Source organism: Bacillus sp. USDA818B3_A (assembly GCF_009928415.1).
Lineage (GTDB): Bacteria > Bacillota > Bacilli > Bacillales > Cytobacillaceae > Neobacillus.
In genome coordinates, this window is record NZ_JAABNN010000042.1 from 1 (window position 1) to 16,960 (window position 16,960).

Consider the following 16,960-nt stretch of genomic DNA (forward strand, 5'->3'; position numbering starts at 1 on the left):
GATTGGACTTTCACCAACTAGCAATTAACGGCTTGCTGGGCACGCAATAAAAAAGGCCTATTTCAGGCCTTTTTTCAAATTCATACGTTTAATATTCATCATTGTATCTATATCTTTTATACTTTGCAGCATGACAAGCATCACAAGTTGGAAAGGTATGATCCCATGGCAGCTTCTTTCCACATATTTTACACTTTTTAACAAACTTTCTTATATCCGTTTTCAAACGGTCTTGGACACTATCACTTACCTCTTCACGAAGCCGCTCCCAATAAATAGCTTCCGTTTGTTTACCTAACCGGTACAAGAATAAAAGATGTAACCCAATCGCTTTGTAACTTAATTCTAAATCCTCCAGGCTTCGTTCCCTAACAGTCGGTTCTGGCAACTCTTGGCCATGGATAAGAGCGTACATCGTGTCTTCCCATTGTCTTGTCAGTACTGGTTCATTTTTCGAAAAAGGGAGGTGTAAAAAGCCATAAAGGTCCATTAGAGATAGTCGTGCTTCCACCTCCGTGCCGGCAACCAGTTGGTAGAGCGACTTTTCTTCTGACAGCGACGCCTTTTTCGTTCCACTTGGACTTTCAAATTTACCCCATAATTCAAAAAATGTCCCCAGATCATGATAATAACGTTGAAATCGTTCAAACACCGAGTTGGTTGGAGCGATGGCAAAGGTATGAACAGGCTTATCTTCCTGCTCAAGCAAATTCCGCATTTTTTTAATATCACTCGTAAATGCCACTTTTCCAACATCATAAATGCCTTTCCGTCCAGCACGACCGGCAATTTGCTTCACCTCTTGGGAAGTTAACAAACGCCTTCTTGTCCCATCAAACTTGTCATTTTCAAGAAAAACAATCCGGCGGATCGGCAGATTTAAGCCCATTCCAATCGCATCTGTCGCCACCATCACCTTAGTTCTGCCGGTATTAAACTGTTCAATCTGTTTTTTCCTTGTCTCTGGAGGCATACTCCCGTAAATCATACTGACGGAATGGCCATCACTTTCGAGCCTTGAGGCCGTTTCGAGTACACGTCTCCTAGAAAAGCAAATCAAGGCATCCCCCTTTTTCACATGTTTGATATTGAATTCTTTCTTTTCTACTTCTAATGGTGTATCACGACTATATTCGTGAATTTCAATGTCAGCATCCCCCAATAACTGCAGCACCATGGTTCGTGCATTACGGCTGCCGATAATATGAACTTCCCTTGCATTTGCTTTAGTAATGGCCTTATACCACGCAAAACCACGGTCCTTGTCGGTCAGCATTTGCGCTTCGTCAATAACCACGACCTCATAGTAGGCTTTTTCATGAAACATTTCGACGGTACACGAAATATGCTGAGCATCTGCCACCACTTTTTCTTCTTCACCAGTTTTCAGTGAACAAGGGATCCCTTCAGCATTTAATTTATCGAACACCTCCAGTGCTAATAGACGCAGCGGTGCTAAATATAAACCACTCGCAGCCTCCTTCATTTTTTCAAGTGCATGATGGGTTTTACCAGTATTGGTTTCACCGATATGGAGAACATAACGGACATTCCTACGTAAAGAAGGATCATACTCTTCTCCAAAAATATCCCTCATCATTCGTTCTTCTGCTTCTTTTTTACGCTGCCGTTCTTCCTCTTCTGCTTTTTTCTTTAATTCCCGCTCCTGATAATCCTTTTCAAATATTTCCCTATGAACATCCTCGTCGAATGGAATCCCTGCTAATTTTAATAAATCAGTGAGATATTCTTGTTGAATATCTTCAATAAAATAGCTCTCAACATCATATAAAGGCTGGGTGATGCTTCCTTTTACAAAGGATACAGATAATTCTTCATGAAAGGTTGCAGAAAAATTTTCCTTAAGGGCTTCCGGGAGTTGATCCAGAACTTTTTGAGGGATTATCTCTGATAGATAATCAGAAATTAGACCTTCATAAACAAAGAAGTAGGTTTGATATTCATAAAAGCTCCTTCCCCAGTGTAAGGTTTTATGGATGTCACCTGTCAGTTCCTCAAAGAAGGATGCAACCGTTGTGTAAGCAGTGGGATTAAAGGCACCCTCGTCAACCAATTTTTCCTCAAGGGCAAAGGTGTCAACGGATTTGAATTTAACGTTATTTTTTATATCTGCATCAAGCTGTTTCGCGACGAAATATCGAATATATAAGTAGAAGAGATCATATTGTTCCTCTAAGATCCCAACGGCAGTATCCTCTATTTCAATTTGGATTGCCTGCTTTTCGGCTTCAAGTTTTTTCTGTTCCTCCCGTTTTACAAAGTTCTCCTTTGCCTCCTGATAGCGTTGTTTCCATTTGTCTGCCTGACCTTCAAATTGTCCGCGGAGCCACTCCATGGCATCAAACGGCATATGGTTGCGCATTTCATCACGAAACAGTTTATTTATCAGCTTTCGGTCGACCCCTTGTACTTCATACCCTTGATCGCTTAAATATTGTTTCTTCTCATTTTTAGATACATCGTTCGTGACTTTATTCAACCAGACATTCACCCAGATTTGCTCACTATAATGACCGCGGTCAGCTAAATACTGTTCAAAGGATGGCAATGATTCCTGAGTTTCAAGATACTTATCTATATCCTCATAAATTTTTACTTTCGTCTGTTCAATTGCTTGAGGGTGAATAGCAGCTAATTTAATCATTCTCTTCCCTCCATGTTAAATTTGATTTTCCTTTTTTCTTAAAGTTATGTATAATGTGAGTATAGAATATCGTATAGTAAAAAAGACCGAGCTAGACGACAAAAATGGCTCGGTCATGCAATAGCTGTTTCCCTTATTTAGGATTGGGGATCGGCTTTACGGGTAATAATCCACCGCTTCTGCTTGCCGGCTCAAGGGTGGATTATTTTTTTTTGTGGAAAGACAGAATCGTGACAATGAGACTAGCAAACGATAGGCTAAACATCAATGCTTGAAAAACTGTCAAAAGCATCACCTCCTTTCCGTGGGAGATGTGCCGTCCACCCTTGAGAAAACAATTCTATTGCATGTTCATTATAGCATTTTAAAAAATATCGAACAAGTGTTCTTTAAATATTATGTTTATTACAATACTCGTCAACTATTCCCTCGATTTTATCCATTTCAGGAAATTTCCCCGAAAACTGGAATTTAATTTCATCAATAAAGTCTTCTCTATTATACACATGAATGGCCCCATTTTGTTGTATGACACTATATTCAGGTACAAATCGGTATCCGCCGCGTTCTATTGCCCCCATAATGAACCCCTTTTTTAAAATTTTTTTATAGTATAACTCAGGAGTTTTGATCTCATCCTCAGCTAAGGATCCCGTCACAAAAAGAAGAGGACGGCGCTCTTTAGCACACATCCCCTAGTTAAAGTTATTAAGCTGTTGTATACACTTCTTCTTTGTTCAATTCATGCCGAATGGTTGCCTGTGCTGCTGCTAACCGGGCAAGCGGTACGCGGTATGGGGAGCAGCTGACATAATCTAAACCTGTTCGATAGCAAAAATCAATCGAACTTTTCTCCCCGCCATGTTCGCCGCAAATGCCTGTTTTTAATGCTGGCTTCGTTGCACGTCCTAGCTTTACTCCTGTTTCGACCAATTTCCCTACCCCTTCTTGATCTAGTACAGCAAATGGATTCTCTGGAAGTACTTTGTTTTCAATATAAGCCTGCAAAAATTTACTTTCCGCATCATCCCGGCTATATCCGAAGGTGGTTTGTGTTAAATCGTTTGTTCCAAATGAAAAGAAGTCTGCTTCCTCGGCAATTTGATCAGCTGTTAAAGCTGCACGAGGGATTTCAATCATCGTACCGATTGTATAATTGAAACACTTGCCTGTTTCTTGTTGAACAAGAAGAGCCGAGTCAATCACCAACCGCCGCATTTCCTTTAATTCGTTCACATGACCAACCAATGGGATCATGATTTCAGGCTGCACTTCCATCCCTTTTTCAGCTAGCTTGGCAGCAGCATAGAAGATCGCTTTGGCCTGCATTTCATAAATTTCCGGAAAAATCATACCAAGCCGGCAGCCGCGGTGTCCGAGCATTGGGTTAAATTCATCGAGCTGGCGGACTTTTTTAAGCAGCTTTTCCTTCTTCTTTAATTCTGCTGATTGCGGGTCGGTAATTTGAAGCTTGGTTACTTCCACTAATAATTCCTCTTTATCTGGTAAAAATTCATGTAACGGTGGATCTAGTAAACGGATCGTCACCGGAAAGCCTTGCATTGCTTCAAATATCCCTTCAAAATCTCCTTGCTGCATCGGCAGCAACTGTGAGAGCGCCTCCATTCTTTCACTGTAGTTTTCTGCAAGAATCATCTTTTGAACAATAGGAATTCGTTTTTGATCCATGAACATATGCTCAGTCCGACAGAGGCCTATGCCGGCTGCACCGAACTCAAAGGATTTCTTGGCATCTTCAGGGTTATCCGCATTCGCTCGAACCCCGATTTTCCGTTCTTGGTCAGCCCAAGCTAAAAGAAGTTGAAATTCATCGGAAAGTTCCGGGTCAATCATCGGAATTTCACCAAGCATAATCTCTCCTGTGGAACCATCGATCGTGATAATATCACCATCATTCACTACCGTTTCACCAACAATAAATTGTTTCGCTCTTAAGTCGATCTTGAGTGCCTCACATCCACAGATACAAGCTTTGCCCATTCCGCGTGCGACAACGGCGGCGTGGCTGGTCATCCCTCCGCGGCTTGTTAAAATTGCCTGCGCCGCAACAATTCCATGAATGTCGTCTGGAGTTGTTTCCTGTCTGACAAGGATTACTTTTTGCCCATCATTCCCTAAACGCTCTGCTTCATCCGCATCAAAAACAACTTGACCTGTCGCCGCCCCAGGTGATGCCGGCAGACCTTTAGCTAAAATCTTCTTTTGGAATTTATCATCAATTCGGCGGTGAAGCAGTTGATTTAATTGATCCGGATCCACTCTCAAAAGGGCAGTCTTTTTATCAATGATTCCTTCCTGGACCATTTCAACAGCAATTCGTATCGCTGCTTGTGCTGTTCTTTTACCATTACGGGTTTGCAAGATATATAGCTTGCCTCGTTCCACCGTGAATTCAATGTCCTGCATCTCCTGATAATGCTGTTCGAGTGTTTTACACGTATCCGTGAACTGCTTAAAAACTTCAGGCATGGCTTCTTTTAACGTGACAATCGGCTGAGGTGTCCGAATACCGGCAACCACGTCTTCTCCTTGAGCATTGATTAAATATTCCCCATACAGAACATGTTCACCGGTTGAAGGATTTCTTGTAAAAGCAACACCAGTACCTGAATCATTACCCATATTCCCAAACACCATACTTTGAATATTAACTGCGGTCCCCAGAAGATCTGGGATTTTATTTATGCGGCGGTAAACGAGCGCCCGCTGATTGTTCCAAGAATTAAACACCGCGGTAATAGCAAGGAAAAGCTGCTGTATGGGATCCTGCGGGAAATCTTTTCTTGTATGCTTTTTGACTATTTCTTTATATCCAGCTATGACTTGCTGCCAATCTTCTGCATTCATTTCCGGATCTGTTGAATAGCCTTTTTCTTCGCGTGTATCTTCAAGATATTGCTCAAAATAGAATGTATCAATTTCCAGCACTACATTACTAAACATTTGAATAAAACGGCGGTAGGAATCATAAGCAAACCGAGGATTCTTGGTTAATTTAGCTAGACCGATTACCGTTTCATCATTCATTCCCAGGTTTAGGATAGTATCCATCATCCCAGGCATGGAAAAAACCGAGCCGGATCGCACGGAAACTAATAAAGGGTTTTTGGGGTCGCCCAGTTTTTTACCCATTTTTTCTTCTAAGTGTCTAAGTGCTTCCAGCGTTTGTGTCTCAACTACTTTAGGTATGTTTTTACTAGATTCATAGTATGCATTACACGCTTGCGTTGTTATAGTGAAGCCAAATGGGACCGGGAGGCCGATTCTCGTCATTTCTGCTAGATTTGCCCCTTTCCCCCCAAGTAAATCTCGCATATTTCCATTTCCCTCTTGAAATAAATAGACAAACTTCTCCATTATTAAAAGCTCCTCTCTTTTTTCAATACTTCCAGAATTAAGCCTGCTGTTTCTTCTACGGCTTTATTAGAAACATCAATAACAGGGCATCCTACCCGCTTCATGATTTTTTCTGCATGATCTAATTCTTTTAAAATCCTTTCATAGCTAGCGTAATTAGCCCGTGAGGCTAATCCTAAAGATCTTAGCCGTTCTATACGGATTTCGTTTAATTTATCAGGGGAAATAATCAGCCCGATACAATTCTTTCTTGGTATTTGGAATAACTCCTCTGGCGGGTACACCTCTGGTACCAGTGGAACATTGGCAACCTTAAAGCGCTTATGGGCCAAATACATCGACAGCGGTGTTTTTGAGGTGCGTGAAACACCGATAAGGACGATATCAGCCTTTGTGATGCCTCTCGGGTCGCGTCCATCATCGTACTTAACGGTAAATTCAATCGCTTCAATTTTCCGAAAATATTCCTCATCGAGTTTTCTAATTAGTCCTGGGCGATGGTGCGGTTCTTTGTTAAACTGTGCTTGGAATGCATTCATTAACGGACTTAGTAAGTCAACAGCGATTATACCCTCTTCTTTTGCACGCCTGTCTAAATACTCTTTTAAAGCCGGGATAACAATGGTGTAGGCGATAATCGAATGATCCTTGACGGCTAAAAGCAAAACATCTTCAATATCTTCAAAATCCTCAACATAAGAATTACGCCGGATTTCTACTTGCCCACCGTTAAATTGTGTGGCTACCGCCTTCACAACAAACTCTGCTGTTTCCCCAACTGAGTCGGAGATTACATAAACCACTTCTTTTTTTGTCAAAATTTTAGCCGCTCCCCTCGCCTCATTTTTCCTCGTTCATTTCTAAATACGCGTGTGTAATGGTTGTCTTAGTAATTCGTCCTACAAGCAAATATGTATTGTTTTGTTCATCGGCCCTCCGAACAACAGGGAGGGAATCAATGTGATTTTGAATCATTTTTTTTGCTGCCTCGTATAAGGTTTCCTCCGGACTAATCGTAATTATATTTGGCATTCTCGTCATGATCACACTTACTGGTAACTCCGATAAATTTTGATTTCCTAATGATGCTCTTAGCAAATCTTTTCTTGAAATCACACCTGCTAAATTACCCGCTTGGTCAACTGCATAAAGTGTGCCGACATCCTCTAAAAATAGTTGGACAATCGCATCGTAAACTGATGTTGATTTTCCAACAACAATTGGAAGTGCTTTATAATTATTAACTGTTTGATGGAGGATCCTTTCAGCTTGGCGCTTCCCTTTCAATTTTTCGTTATAAAAATATCCTACTCGCGGCCTTGCATCGATACTGCCTGACATGGTTAGAATCGCAAGGTCTGGTCTTAATGCTGCTCTTGATAGCGACAGCTTTTCAGCGATTTCTTTTCCTGTGATGGGGCCATTCTGTTTCACAATCTCCAATATTTCATCTTGCCTCTTAGAGAGTTTTATCATTACCACCCCTTCCTCCAATTAATAGGGTAAAATATTTAGAAAAAATTAAATGTGTTATACTTATTTTTTATATAGTATATTACATTTAAAAATAAAATGGAACATTTATTTGTTAAAAAATTAACATGTTATACTATTGGCCAAAGAAAAGGCACAAACGATTTTTCGGAGTCGCTTGTGCCTTTTTCTTTGGGAGAAGGGCAGTATTTGCTAAAGCCTTCTCATTTATTTCTGACAATTGGGACAATAAAAAGTTTTTCTGGAGGAAATCATTTCGATTACAATCGTGGCTCCACACCGGTTGCATGGTTGACCTTCACGATCATATACTTGACAGCGATCATTAAAACCCCCTGTTAGGGCGTCACCCTTAAAAAGTGGATTATCCATATATCCTCCGTGTTTGATTCCATCTTGAAGCACAGATTGCATTGAATGGTAGAGCTTACCTCGAGCTCCTTCATTTATGTCATCAATATCCTTAGTCGGTACTATTCCGGCATGATAACAAATCTCTGCTGAATAACAATTACCGATGCCTGCAATAAATGATTGATCAAGCATGGTGGTCTTTAATCGGCCATGTTTAGATCCTATCCTTTTTAAAAATTCATTTAACGTAAAGTCTGAATTTATTGGTTCCGGACCTAAATCCGCTAACTTTTCCTCTGTTTGCGTCCTGTTATAAAGATGCAAATAGCCTAGCCGCAAACCGATAAAGTATAGATGATTCTGTCCAAATGATAATCGAACCTGGATTGTCCGGTCAGGTTTATCCGACTCAGTACCAAAAAACATCCATCCACCCAGCATTAAATGTAATAAAAGAGTTTGCTCATTTTGCAATTCAAAAAGCAAATGTTTTCCCCTTCTCTTGATATCGATTATTTTCTGGTGCTGCACCGTTTTTTTGAAGAGGTCAGGATTGATGTTAATGGATTTCTCTCGATTTATTTGAACCTCTGTGATCACTTGGTTACCAATTTTCTCTTTTAACAGGTTTTTATAGTTTTCCATTTCCGGGAGCTCAGGCATGTTTTTGACTCCTCTCTTTTCACTTTCTGATTATCTTTCCCAATTACAAATTAGAAAATGAACAACAAAAAAACCGAACAGTAATCTGTTCGGTTAATGTATATATGTATGAATGGGCCTAAATGGACTCGAACCATCGACCTCACGCTTATCAGGCGTGCGCTCTAACCAGCTGAGCTATAGGCCCTTTTTGGAGCGGGTGATGGGAATCGAACCCACTACATCAGCTTGGAAGGCTGAGGTTTTACCAGTAAACTACACCCGCAAAAGTTTTTTCTAACAACGAAATATATAATACCATACATTCTATCATCTGTCTAGAGTTATTATTAAATTAATAAACTACTCAAAATTAATATGACCATTTAATCTCTCCAGAAGTTTATAGGGCCGAACCTTGAAAGATTCATAGGGAATACAATTTCCTTTCATCGCATCTATTACCCTTGGAATGAACTTTCCCCTCTTTATATATTGGGAAACATTCATTGAATTGAGTTTAACAAAACGAACATCCTTTGTTTCATCAGAAGTTTTTAAAATGCCTCCAATACTTTTACCGAGATAAACGATTGAAACAACACTTCCATTAGAGTATACCCCCGTTACACCTTGTAACTTAACGATGATCCCTGTTTCCTCCTGTATTTCTCTACAGAGTGCATTGTCGAGCATTTCCCCATCATCCACACCACCACCAGGCAGCTCCCAGGTATCTGCTCTCCAGAAAGTCCTCACAAGTAACGTTTCATTCTTATCATTTGTTATATACCCACTCACCGTGACAGTTTGTTTAGGAGAATAATAAACACCTGCTTCGGTTAAAAAGTCGATATGTTTATCTAAAAAAAGCGGTCCCGCTTTCTGAAGTTGAGTTTGTATTGCTTGTTGCATCTCATCTCTTAATACTCTCTCTTCAATTTTCAAATATTCTTCATAGCTGGGATACTCCCAAATGGATATGATTTCATTCCGCAATTCTGTCACCCAACGTCCAAATATCCTTGCTCCATTCTTCACATGAACCGGGAGCCAGTATTCATGAAAAAACTTGTTGAAATCACTAACCTTCTCAGGGAGAACTCGATAAACCTCTCGAATAAAAAACATAGTCAATCTCTCCAAATGCAAAGTTTATTCATTTTACGTCTTACCAATCAATATGTGCAAGATGCTTATTATTCGGTATAAATAAAAAAGACCTATGCTCTGATTCCTCAAAAGCATGAGTCTTTAATTAATACCGATGGTCGGGTGTTTCATAACCGGCCCTGCACACGGAAATAAACACTAGTAGGCCCCAGAGCCTCTGTATGACTTATTGCCAATCTCTTTTATTCATTTGTAAGCCCTCGTCTCCAAAGAAGTGTTTGATATATTTCTGTTCCTCTTCAACAGTTCTTATCTTCTGTACCGGACTTTCGCTTGGTTTCGTTGGATCGCCTTTAATGTCTCTAATGGTCAGATAGTCATTTTCGAAATTAGAGAAGTCTCCTTTTAACCATTTATCCAATGTTGTTTGATACGGTTTAGATGCTCTTAATTCAACTGCTTTGTTTTTCAAATATTGAAGGTTAGCTCGATTAAACTGAATTCTTTTTATACTTTCAGGAGTATTTGGGAGACGGTAATTTTCTTCTCCTTTGAACTCAAGCTTCTGAATAGCCATCGTTATCATTCCATAGTAGAAAATGTCATCCCCCTTGACATTACTCTCAATTTCATCAAAGTTTTTTGCTGCTTTATCTAACTCAGCTTGACTAATTGTTGGGACTTGCTTAGTGGCCACTTTTTTAGAGGTTGTGGTTTCTTGTTTGTCAGTTATGGCTGCCTCTTTTTTCTCTCCATTAGATGAAAGAACTGCGTATGTACCTCCTATTAAAATTACAAATCCAACACATGCATAAAAAAGAGTTTTTTTCATTATTATTCCCCCATAATTTTTTCAACTTTAGTTAAAAGTTATATTTATATAGAGTTTACCATATGTTTCCTTCATATCGACCATTCTCCTCTTTTTTCTTAGCTATCAGGGGCTATGAAACCTTCATATCTACTTTTCTACTCTTTTTTCTTGGCTTTCGGGAGTTATGAGCCCCTCATATCTACCGTTCTTCCCTTTTTACTCGGCTTTTGGGAGTTGTGAACCCCTCATATCTACCGTTCTTTCCTTTTTACTCGGCTTTTGGGAGTTATGAATTCTTCATATCTACCGGACTTTAGGTACACAGTTTTGGAAGTTGTAATAAAACAAAAATACTTCCGACTAATTCGTTGAAAGTCTTGATACATCTGCACTTACGATACCGATGGTCGGGGTCGAACCGACACTCCTCACGGAACACGATTTTGAGTCAAGACTCTCCGCTTCCAAGCCACCAGCCCAACAATATCAATAGTTTATTTAGTTTTAAGTAAAAACTCAGCATACGATTGTTTACTATTACGCTGCTTATTATCAGAATAGTCAAGCGTTAGTCACTTGTTAATTGAAACTTGCCTGTTGAATCTGCTTGTATTTCTTGATAAGCTCGGCTTCGTATTTCCTTGCATCCTTTTCAATTTCATATTCACCAACAATTTTATATTGAAGTTTTCCCTCCTCCATTAGCATGTTATATTCTTGATTTCTCCTGTTTGTATATCTCCTGCATCGATACCAAACACCACTTCCAACATACACTACTTCGTCTCCAAGCCAATGCTCGTAAACTATAAACTTATCTGTTTTTCTAAGTTCGTCTGGATTAAGCTTGTACTTCTTAGTAAGTTGTTGAATTTATTGATAAGTAGTTCCATAAATTTTAACTATGTCTTGATTTGTCATCTTGTCTAATAAATGCTGCTTAAGTTCTTCTTTGTTTGGTAGCATTCCTATCACCTCTTTATCCTTATATCTGCTGACCTTTTTTGTCAAAAGGTATGGTAAAATTAAACGATTTTAATTAATAAGGATGAAGATAGTAGAATGGCAAATAGGTATTTCACTGAAAAAGATTATTCAAAAGCGAAACAATCTTACTATAACTTTTATAAAGATGAAGAAACCGGAGGCTTGAGAGCATTTAACGGCTTGCGTAAAGAGTTAACAGTTGAAGAGGTAAAAGAAATTATTGATGGATTAACAACATCATATTTAAAATTAAGAACGAAGATTATGTTGAACGCACAATTGCTCAAATCGAATATGATAAAGAATCTTTATTTAACGAGTTAAATGCAGGACCTCCAATAAAAAAGCTTTTCCGAAAGGGTTTAAAAAGAAATTACTCAATTAAATGCACAAATTGTCTAAAGAAAATATCTACAAAAGATAACGATGGATATTGGGTGGCACAGAATTGGCATAAGGAAATTCATGGGGAAAAGTTTTGCTCAGATTGGTGTCTTAACAAGTTTATGGACGAAATTAAACAAATCGCAATAAAAGGCAAAAAACTACAGTATAATTTATGAAAGGTGATTAAATAAAGACTGCTGAAAAAATTTAAAGGCTATTGATGACATGAAAAATTAGGAACGTTGGAAGCTACTTCTCGAACTATTTTATCGATACTATAACAATAGTAATTTACCTCGTTTAGAGATTGACATGGATTAATAAGCGGAGTTAAAAAAACACCTCTATTATTTAATGTGTACCCGTTGTAAAGGACATTTTTAAAAAAAGCCTAGGCTGATTTAAGAAGATGATCTCTGTATTGAACAGGGGTCATCTTTTTTAAATTCCATTGGTATCTATAGTGATTGTAATACATCATATATTGCTTAATTTCTCTTTTTAGTTCCTCTAGGGTTGTACATTCTTTTATAGAAGCTTCATCTTTTAAATGGCCAAAGAAAGATTCCATTGGTGCGTTATCCCAACAATTGCCTCTTCTTGACATAGATTGGCGTAGTCTAAGTTTTTTTACAGATTTTTGAAATTCTGGATACGTATAATGTACTCCCTGGTCTGAATGGATCAATGCATCTTTCACTTTTTTAAAGTGTTTATTCTTCTTTAGTTTTTTTAGGGTATCTGTGGCTAAATCAATGGTCATACGTTCTGAAATATTATAGGCTAATAGTTCACCTGTGGAACTGTCTTTTATGGCAGATAAATATGCTCTCCGACCTTCACCGTAAAATAAGTAAGTGATATCTGTTAGAAGAACTTTATAAGGGATCTCCTGCTTAAATTCCCGATTTAAAAGGTTGGTTACGACTCTATGTTCTTGTGTTGCTTTCATCATCCGTCGATAAGGGTTTGCCTTTCTGATAGGGCAAATAATTCCGTATTTCTTCATGATTCTTCTAATCCGTTTTAAATTGAATTTAACATTAAATTGACCCGCCAAAGTCATTTTAATTTGACGTGCCCCTTTTTTACGGCGTTTATAATGAAAGGCTTTTAGGATGATCTCCTTAACTTTCTCATCTTTCGCTTCTTTTTCTTCTCTTACTTTTTGTGACCTTTCAGAGAAATAATTATAATAACCAGACCGGGAAACACCAGCTACGTCACATAAATAGCTCACCATATTCTTTAACTTATACTTCTGTATAACTGAACGGATAATGATAAACTTTTGATCAGTGGGTAAGGTTATAGGTTCCTTTTCAGCCCCCTTTCTGAAAATCGTATCTTTTTTAATAGTTCATTTTCTGCCTTTAATAAATTGTTTTGAGCTTCTAATCTCGCAAATTTCTCTTCTAGTGTTAGCTCCCTTTCACAAGATCTCCCTGAATTTTCACCTCTGGTATCACGTAGACCGGCTACTCCATTTTCTCTATAGGAGGCACGCCATCTCTTACCAGCAGCTTTAACACACTCCATTCCTAAAACATCAATATCGAATCCACATTGTTCAAAGATCTCTCTAGGTAGCTTTCCACCTGAATTTTCTTCAATGAAAAGATGTTTAAATTCATCTGTATAGGTAATTCCCTTTGAACTAACTGATTTAACATAAGGGTTATTAGAAAGATTCTTAACCTCTTTCTCTTTAAATAATTTCTTACTCATTTTGGTTTCCCCAATTCCGTTTTTCTTAAGTATACAAAAAAGTACCTGATAGAGGACTTTTTTTAAGTGTCTACTCTATCGGGTACTTTTTAATTTAGACAGAGGTGTTTTTTTATGAAAATTTTACTAGGAAAATTGGTTATTTTTGCTATAATTGGTACGATAGTATTTAAATTTAGTATTACGAAAGGATATTCGAAACAATGTCGCAAAAAATGCATTTAAACCAGGCAATATATGAAATAACAGACTCACTTTCTATAAGGGATTTTCCTTTCTACTTTATAGTAGGTGCAGGAATTTCTTACGATTCGGTACCATTAGCAAAGGATATTATTGAACTTTGTAAAACAAAGCTTAAAAAAAGTAATATCCCAATTACAATAGATGAAAACCTTAAAGGAGCAGAAGAATATTCTTTTTGGTTAGATAAAGCGTACCATCAGCCAATATCCAGGCAAAGATTTTTTCGTGATCTAATTGAAAATAAAAATATAACACCGGCCAATTTTCGTTTAGCCCATTTATTAGCTTATAGTAAGCTAGCAAATATCGTTATTACCCCAAATTTTGATGACTTTCTGACACGAGCTCTAAACCATTTTAATGTTAAGCATATAGTATGTGACCAACCTGAGAGTGCATTTAAAGTAAATAATGAAATTGAAGACATTCAAATAGTCCATGTTCATGGGACTTATTTATCATATGACTGTTGTAATCTTACACCAGAAATAATTGCAAGAAATAAAGGTTCCGAAATAACAACTAATACTATAGCGTCTCTTTTAGAAAGAATAAGTGAATCAATATCCCCTATTGTAGTTGGTTACAGCGGTTGGGAAAATGATGTAATTATGACCTCTTTACGTAAGAGATTACAATCCAGAAGGTTACCATTCAAACTTTATTGGTTTTGTTATTCAGATGACCAACTCAATAACTTCCCAGAATGGCTTGTTAACCATACTGATGTGGCTTTTGTGGTCCCAGAAAATAAAGATAAAGTTACTATTATTGATGATACACAGGAAATTGAAAAAATAGAGCAAGTTAATCAAATTGATACAAAATTAAGTGCCCATGTTGTTTTAGATAAATTAGTTAATGCACTTGATTTACCAGAGCCAGAAATAACAGAAGATCCATTAAGTTTTTTAATTAAATTTCTTGGTGGAAATAGAATAGATGAAAAATCTAAAGATGTTTTTTTCTTGAATCATGTCATTGAGAAGTTAAAGAATTTAAAAAGTTTAGAACAAGAAAATGAAGGAAAAGATAATCAGAACTTAAATTTATTTAAAAACATTAGAGGTTTTGCTAGACGCTCTCAATATAATACTGCTGCAAGACTACTATTGGAATTAAATTATGAAAATTTAAGCAATAGTACATTACTGGAATTATTGCAGGTAATTGTATCAATTCTGGAAAGAATTGATGAAGATAAAGATTCTCAATTAATATTAAAGGTTTGTAATTGTTTTGAAGACATTGTTAATAAATTAAAAGAGAAGGATGCAAAAAATAATTTTAACGATTTGCTTATTATGTCTTTTGAGCAAAAAGCTACTTACTTTAAAAATATTGGTGACGAACAAAATGTCTTTCTTATGAATGAAAAGATAATTAATTTATCTTCTGAAAAAGGTGATCCAAATGTTAACATTTTCATTGTAGAAGCTATCTTTAATAACGCTGATTACTTAATGGATTCTGAACCAACAAAATCACTTACTATGTTTGAAAGTCTGATTCAAAATTTTGAAACAGAAAATGACGAGGACATACAACCTTATCTAAGGTCTTCAGCTAGTAGATTAATAAAAATCTACTTTAATTTAGGCGATTATACAAATGCACATAAATATTGTGATTATCTAATTAAACAATCTGATGCCCTAGGAGAAATAGCAGAACCATTTGGCTTATATTATAAAATAAGGACTTTTATTAATGAAGGAAACCTAGAAGAAGCAGCCTTAGTTCTACAAACTTTTGAATCTAAGTTTATTAAAAGTACCAATGAGGATATTCTAGTATTATTAATAATTGCTATTAGAACATTGGGAGCGTCGGATAATTCATTGTATTCAATAGATAAAATAATTGGGTTTTTCCGTGATAGTAAATTAAAAAGAGTTAAAAAGCTTGTGGCAGAAACATACTTTGATAAAGCCTTTTATTTTTATCAAAAAGGAGATCAACTAACTGCTGCTGACAATTTTGTAAAGTCATTTGAATATGGTATGACGATAGCTGGTGTTAACATTTTTTATCTTTTAAGAAAAGAAGGAATACAACAGAATATTATCCCATTTACTATGGAAGAACTTATAACACCAAAATTAAATGAGAATGAACCCTTCGCAATAGTTAACCAGGCATTATACCTTATCGAAAGTGATGAACGAAATTGGGTTGAAGCGGATAATTTGATAAGTAAAATTAAAGAATCACCCGAATATGATAAGCTTGATGATGTAGAATCTTGGTGGTATAATCTATCAATTTCGGAGGATACTGAGGGTGATTTAGTTTTAGCTTGGTTAGTTAGACATAGGTTAATAGAAGACCCACAAGAACTAAGTATTAGGGATAGGTTAGAAAAGGTTAATCAATGGAAAATACCTGATTTTATGTTTAGTTATGCTGATGAAGTATCATTCATAGAAAAATAGGATAAATCATACAAAAATATAATTGCTATAAAGACGAGCTTAAGCTCGTTTTTTTTTATTAGAAGAAACATAATTAAAAAAGCCTGCATTAGCAGACCTCTTCATTGCCATACCTGTCATCTCCTCCAGGAGCTTCATTATAGAAGTTATCATCCTTGGTTGCATTGAAATAGTTGATGTACAATTTTTCAAGAACATTCAGTTGTTCTGGGGAATAGGCATACGCAATTTCTTCTCTTGAGAAGTTCACTCTGCAGTATTTTTTAATTGCTTTTTTAAGTTTGACTCCACTTCCAAGATAGTCATCACTAAAGTTCGTATGCTTTCCTATGTACTTCTCTTTAGTAAATTTCTACTAATAAACTTTTTACTGACTTCAACTCATTTCTATAAAATTCGATGGTTGAGGGTCTTAAATTTTTCAATCGGCAATCTCTCTGGAATTTATAAAAAGCTTCTTCATCAGTTAATTTCTTTCTAACTATTTGCAACTCTTCATCTGATAATAATCCCCTTCTCGTCATATTCTTCCTCCTAAGCATAAGATTTTACGCATACGATTTTGGCCTATTCGAATATTGTGCTGAATGCAAAAAAGACCTCCAACATGAACTGTTGAAAGTCTTGATTTATAAGGTTTCTCACCTTATTTATGATACCGATGGTCGGGGTCGAACCGACACTCCTCACGGAACACGATTTTGAGTCGTGCGCGTC

The 16,960-nt window shown here is 37.0% G+C and carries 13 protein-coding genes and 2 tRNA genes; 2 read left to right on the plus strand and 13 right to left on the minus strand.

Annotated features, from left to right (window positions below; translation table 11 throughout):
- Positions 1-88 precede the first annotated feature (88 nt).
- The 11 genes from GXK58_RS26420 to GXK58_RS27435 form a co-directional block, all read right to left on the minus strand.
- Positions 89-2,665, minus strand: coding sequence for a DEAD/DEAH box helicase (locus GXK58_RS26420; RefSeq protein ID WP_160726156.1), 2,577 nt, complete (start codon positions 2,663-2,665; stop codon positions 89-91).
- A 389-nt stretch (positions 2,666-3,054) separates the two neighbouring features.
- The gene (locus GXK58_RS26425; protein WP_160726157.1) at positions 3,055-3,246 is read right to left on the minus strand and encodes a YbxH family protein; all 192 of its coding nucleotides are present in this window, start codon (positions 3,244-3,246) and stop codon (positions 3,055-3,057) included.
- Positions 3,247-3,373: 127 nt separating this feature from the next.
- Positions 3,374-6,043, minus strand: a complete 2,670-nt coding sequence (gene ppdK, locus GXK58_RS26430) for a pyruvate, phosphate dikinase (protein ID WP_160726158.1) — start codon at positions 6,041-6,043, stop codon at positions 3,374-3,376.
- Positions 6,044-6,045: 2 nt separating this feature from the next.
- Positions 6,046-6,861: a pyruvate, water dikinase regulatory protein gene (locus GXK58_RS26435; RefSeq protein WP_160726159.1), complete on the minus strand. Its 816-nt coding sequence runs from the start codon at positions 6,859-6,861 to the stop codon at positions 6,046-6,048.
- Positions 6,862-6,883: 22 nt separating this feature from the next.
- The gene (locus GXK58_RS26440; RefSeq protein WP_160726167.1) at positions 6,884-7,519 is read right to left on the minus strand and encodes a helix-turn-helix transcriptional regulator; all 636 of its coding nucleotides are present in this window, start codon (positions 7,517-7,519) and stop codon (positions 6,884-6,886) included.
- Positions 7,520-7,744: 225 nt separating this feature from the next.
- Complete coding sequence (locus GXK58_RS26445; RefSeq protein WP_160726160.1) at positions 7,745-8,554, minus strand: Fpg/Nei family DNA glycosylase; 810 nt, start codon at positions 8,552-8,554, stop codon at positions 7,745-7,747.
- Between the two features lie 113 nt (positions 8,555-8,667).
- Positions 8,668-8,741: transfer RNA gene (locus tag GXK58_RS26450), tRNA-Ile, on the minus strand.
- A 4-nt stretch (positions 8,742-8,745) separates the two neighbouring features.
- Positions 8,746-8,819: transfer RNA gene (locus GXK58_RS26455), tRNA-Gly, on the minus strand.
- 77 nt (positions 8,820-8,896) lie between these two features.
- Positions 8,897-9,664: an NUDIX domain-containing protein gene (locus tag GXK58_RS26460; RefSeq protein WP_160726161.1), complete on the minus strand. Its 768-nt coding sequence runs from the start codon at positions 9,662-9,664 to the stop codon at positions 8,897-8,899.
- Between the two features lie 208 nt (positions 9,665-9,872).
- The gene (locus GXK58_RS26465; protein WP_160726162.1) at positions 9,873-10,478 is read right to left on the minus strand and encodes a DUF6241 domain-containing protein; all 606 of its coding nucleotides are present in this window, start codon (positions 10,476-10,478) and stop codon (positions 9,873-9,875) included.
- A 561-nt stretch (positions 10,479-11,039) separates the two neighbouring features.
- Complete coding sequence (locus GXK58_RS27435; RefSeq protein WP_237389793.1) at positions 11,040-11,237, minus strand: hypothetical protein; 198 nt, start codon at positions 11,235-11,237, stop codon at positions 11,040-11,042.
- A gap of 285 nt (positions 11,238-11,522) precedes the next feature.
- Between GXK58_RS27435 and GXK58_RS26475 the strand changes: the two genes are divergently transcribed.
- On the plus strand, positions 11,523-11,771 hold the full coding sequence (locus GXK58_RS26475) for a hypothetical protein (RefSeq protein WP_160726163.1): 249 nt from the start codon (positions 11,523-11,525) through the stop codon (positions 11,769-11,771).
- A 454-nt stretch (positions 11,772-12,225) separates the two neighbouring features.
- Here GXK58_RS26475 and GXK58_RS26480 read toward each other — a convergent pair.
- Positions 12,226-13,562 (minus strand): IS3 family transposase gene (locus tag GXK58_RS26480; RefSeq protein WP_160726164.1). Its coding sequence is split into 2 segments (ribosomal slippage): positions 12,226-13,175 and positions 13,175-13,562, totalling 1,338 coding nucleotides; the frame shifts between segments, so codons are not numbered across the junction.
- Positions 13,563-13,765: 203 nt separating this feature from the next.
- Here GXK58_RS26480 and GXK58_RS26485 point away from each other — a divergent pair.
- Entirely contained in the window at positions 13,766-16,243 is a 2,478-nt protein-coding gene (locus tag GXK58_RS26485; RefSeq protein ID WP_160726165.1) for an SIR2 family protein, read from the plus strand.
- Positions 16,244-16,584: 341 nt separating this feature from the next.
- Here the strand turns inward: GXK58_RS26485 and GXK58_RS26490 are convergent, their stop codons facing one another.
- Positions 16,585-16,767: a hypothetical protein gene (locus tag GXK58_RS26490; RefSeq protein ID WP_160726166.1), complete on the minus strand. Its 183-nt coding sequence runs from the start codon at positions 16,765-16,767 to the stop codon at positions 16,585-16,587.
- Positions 16,768-16,960 lie beyond the last annotated feature (193 nt).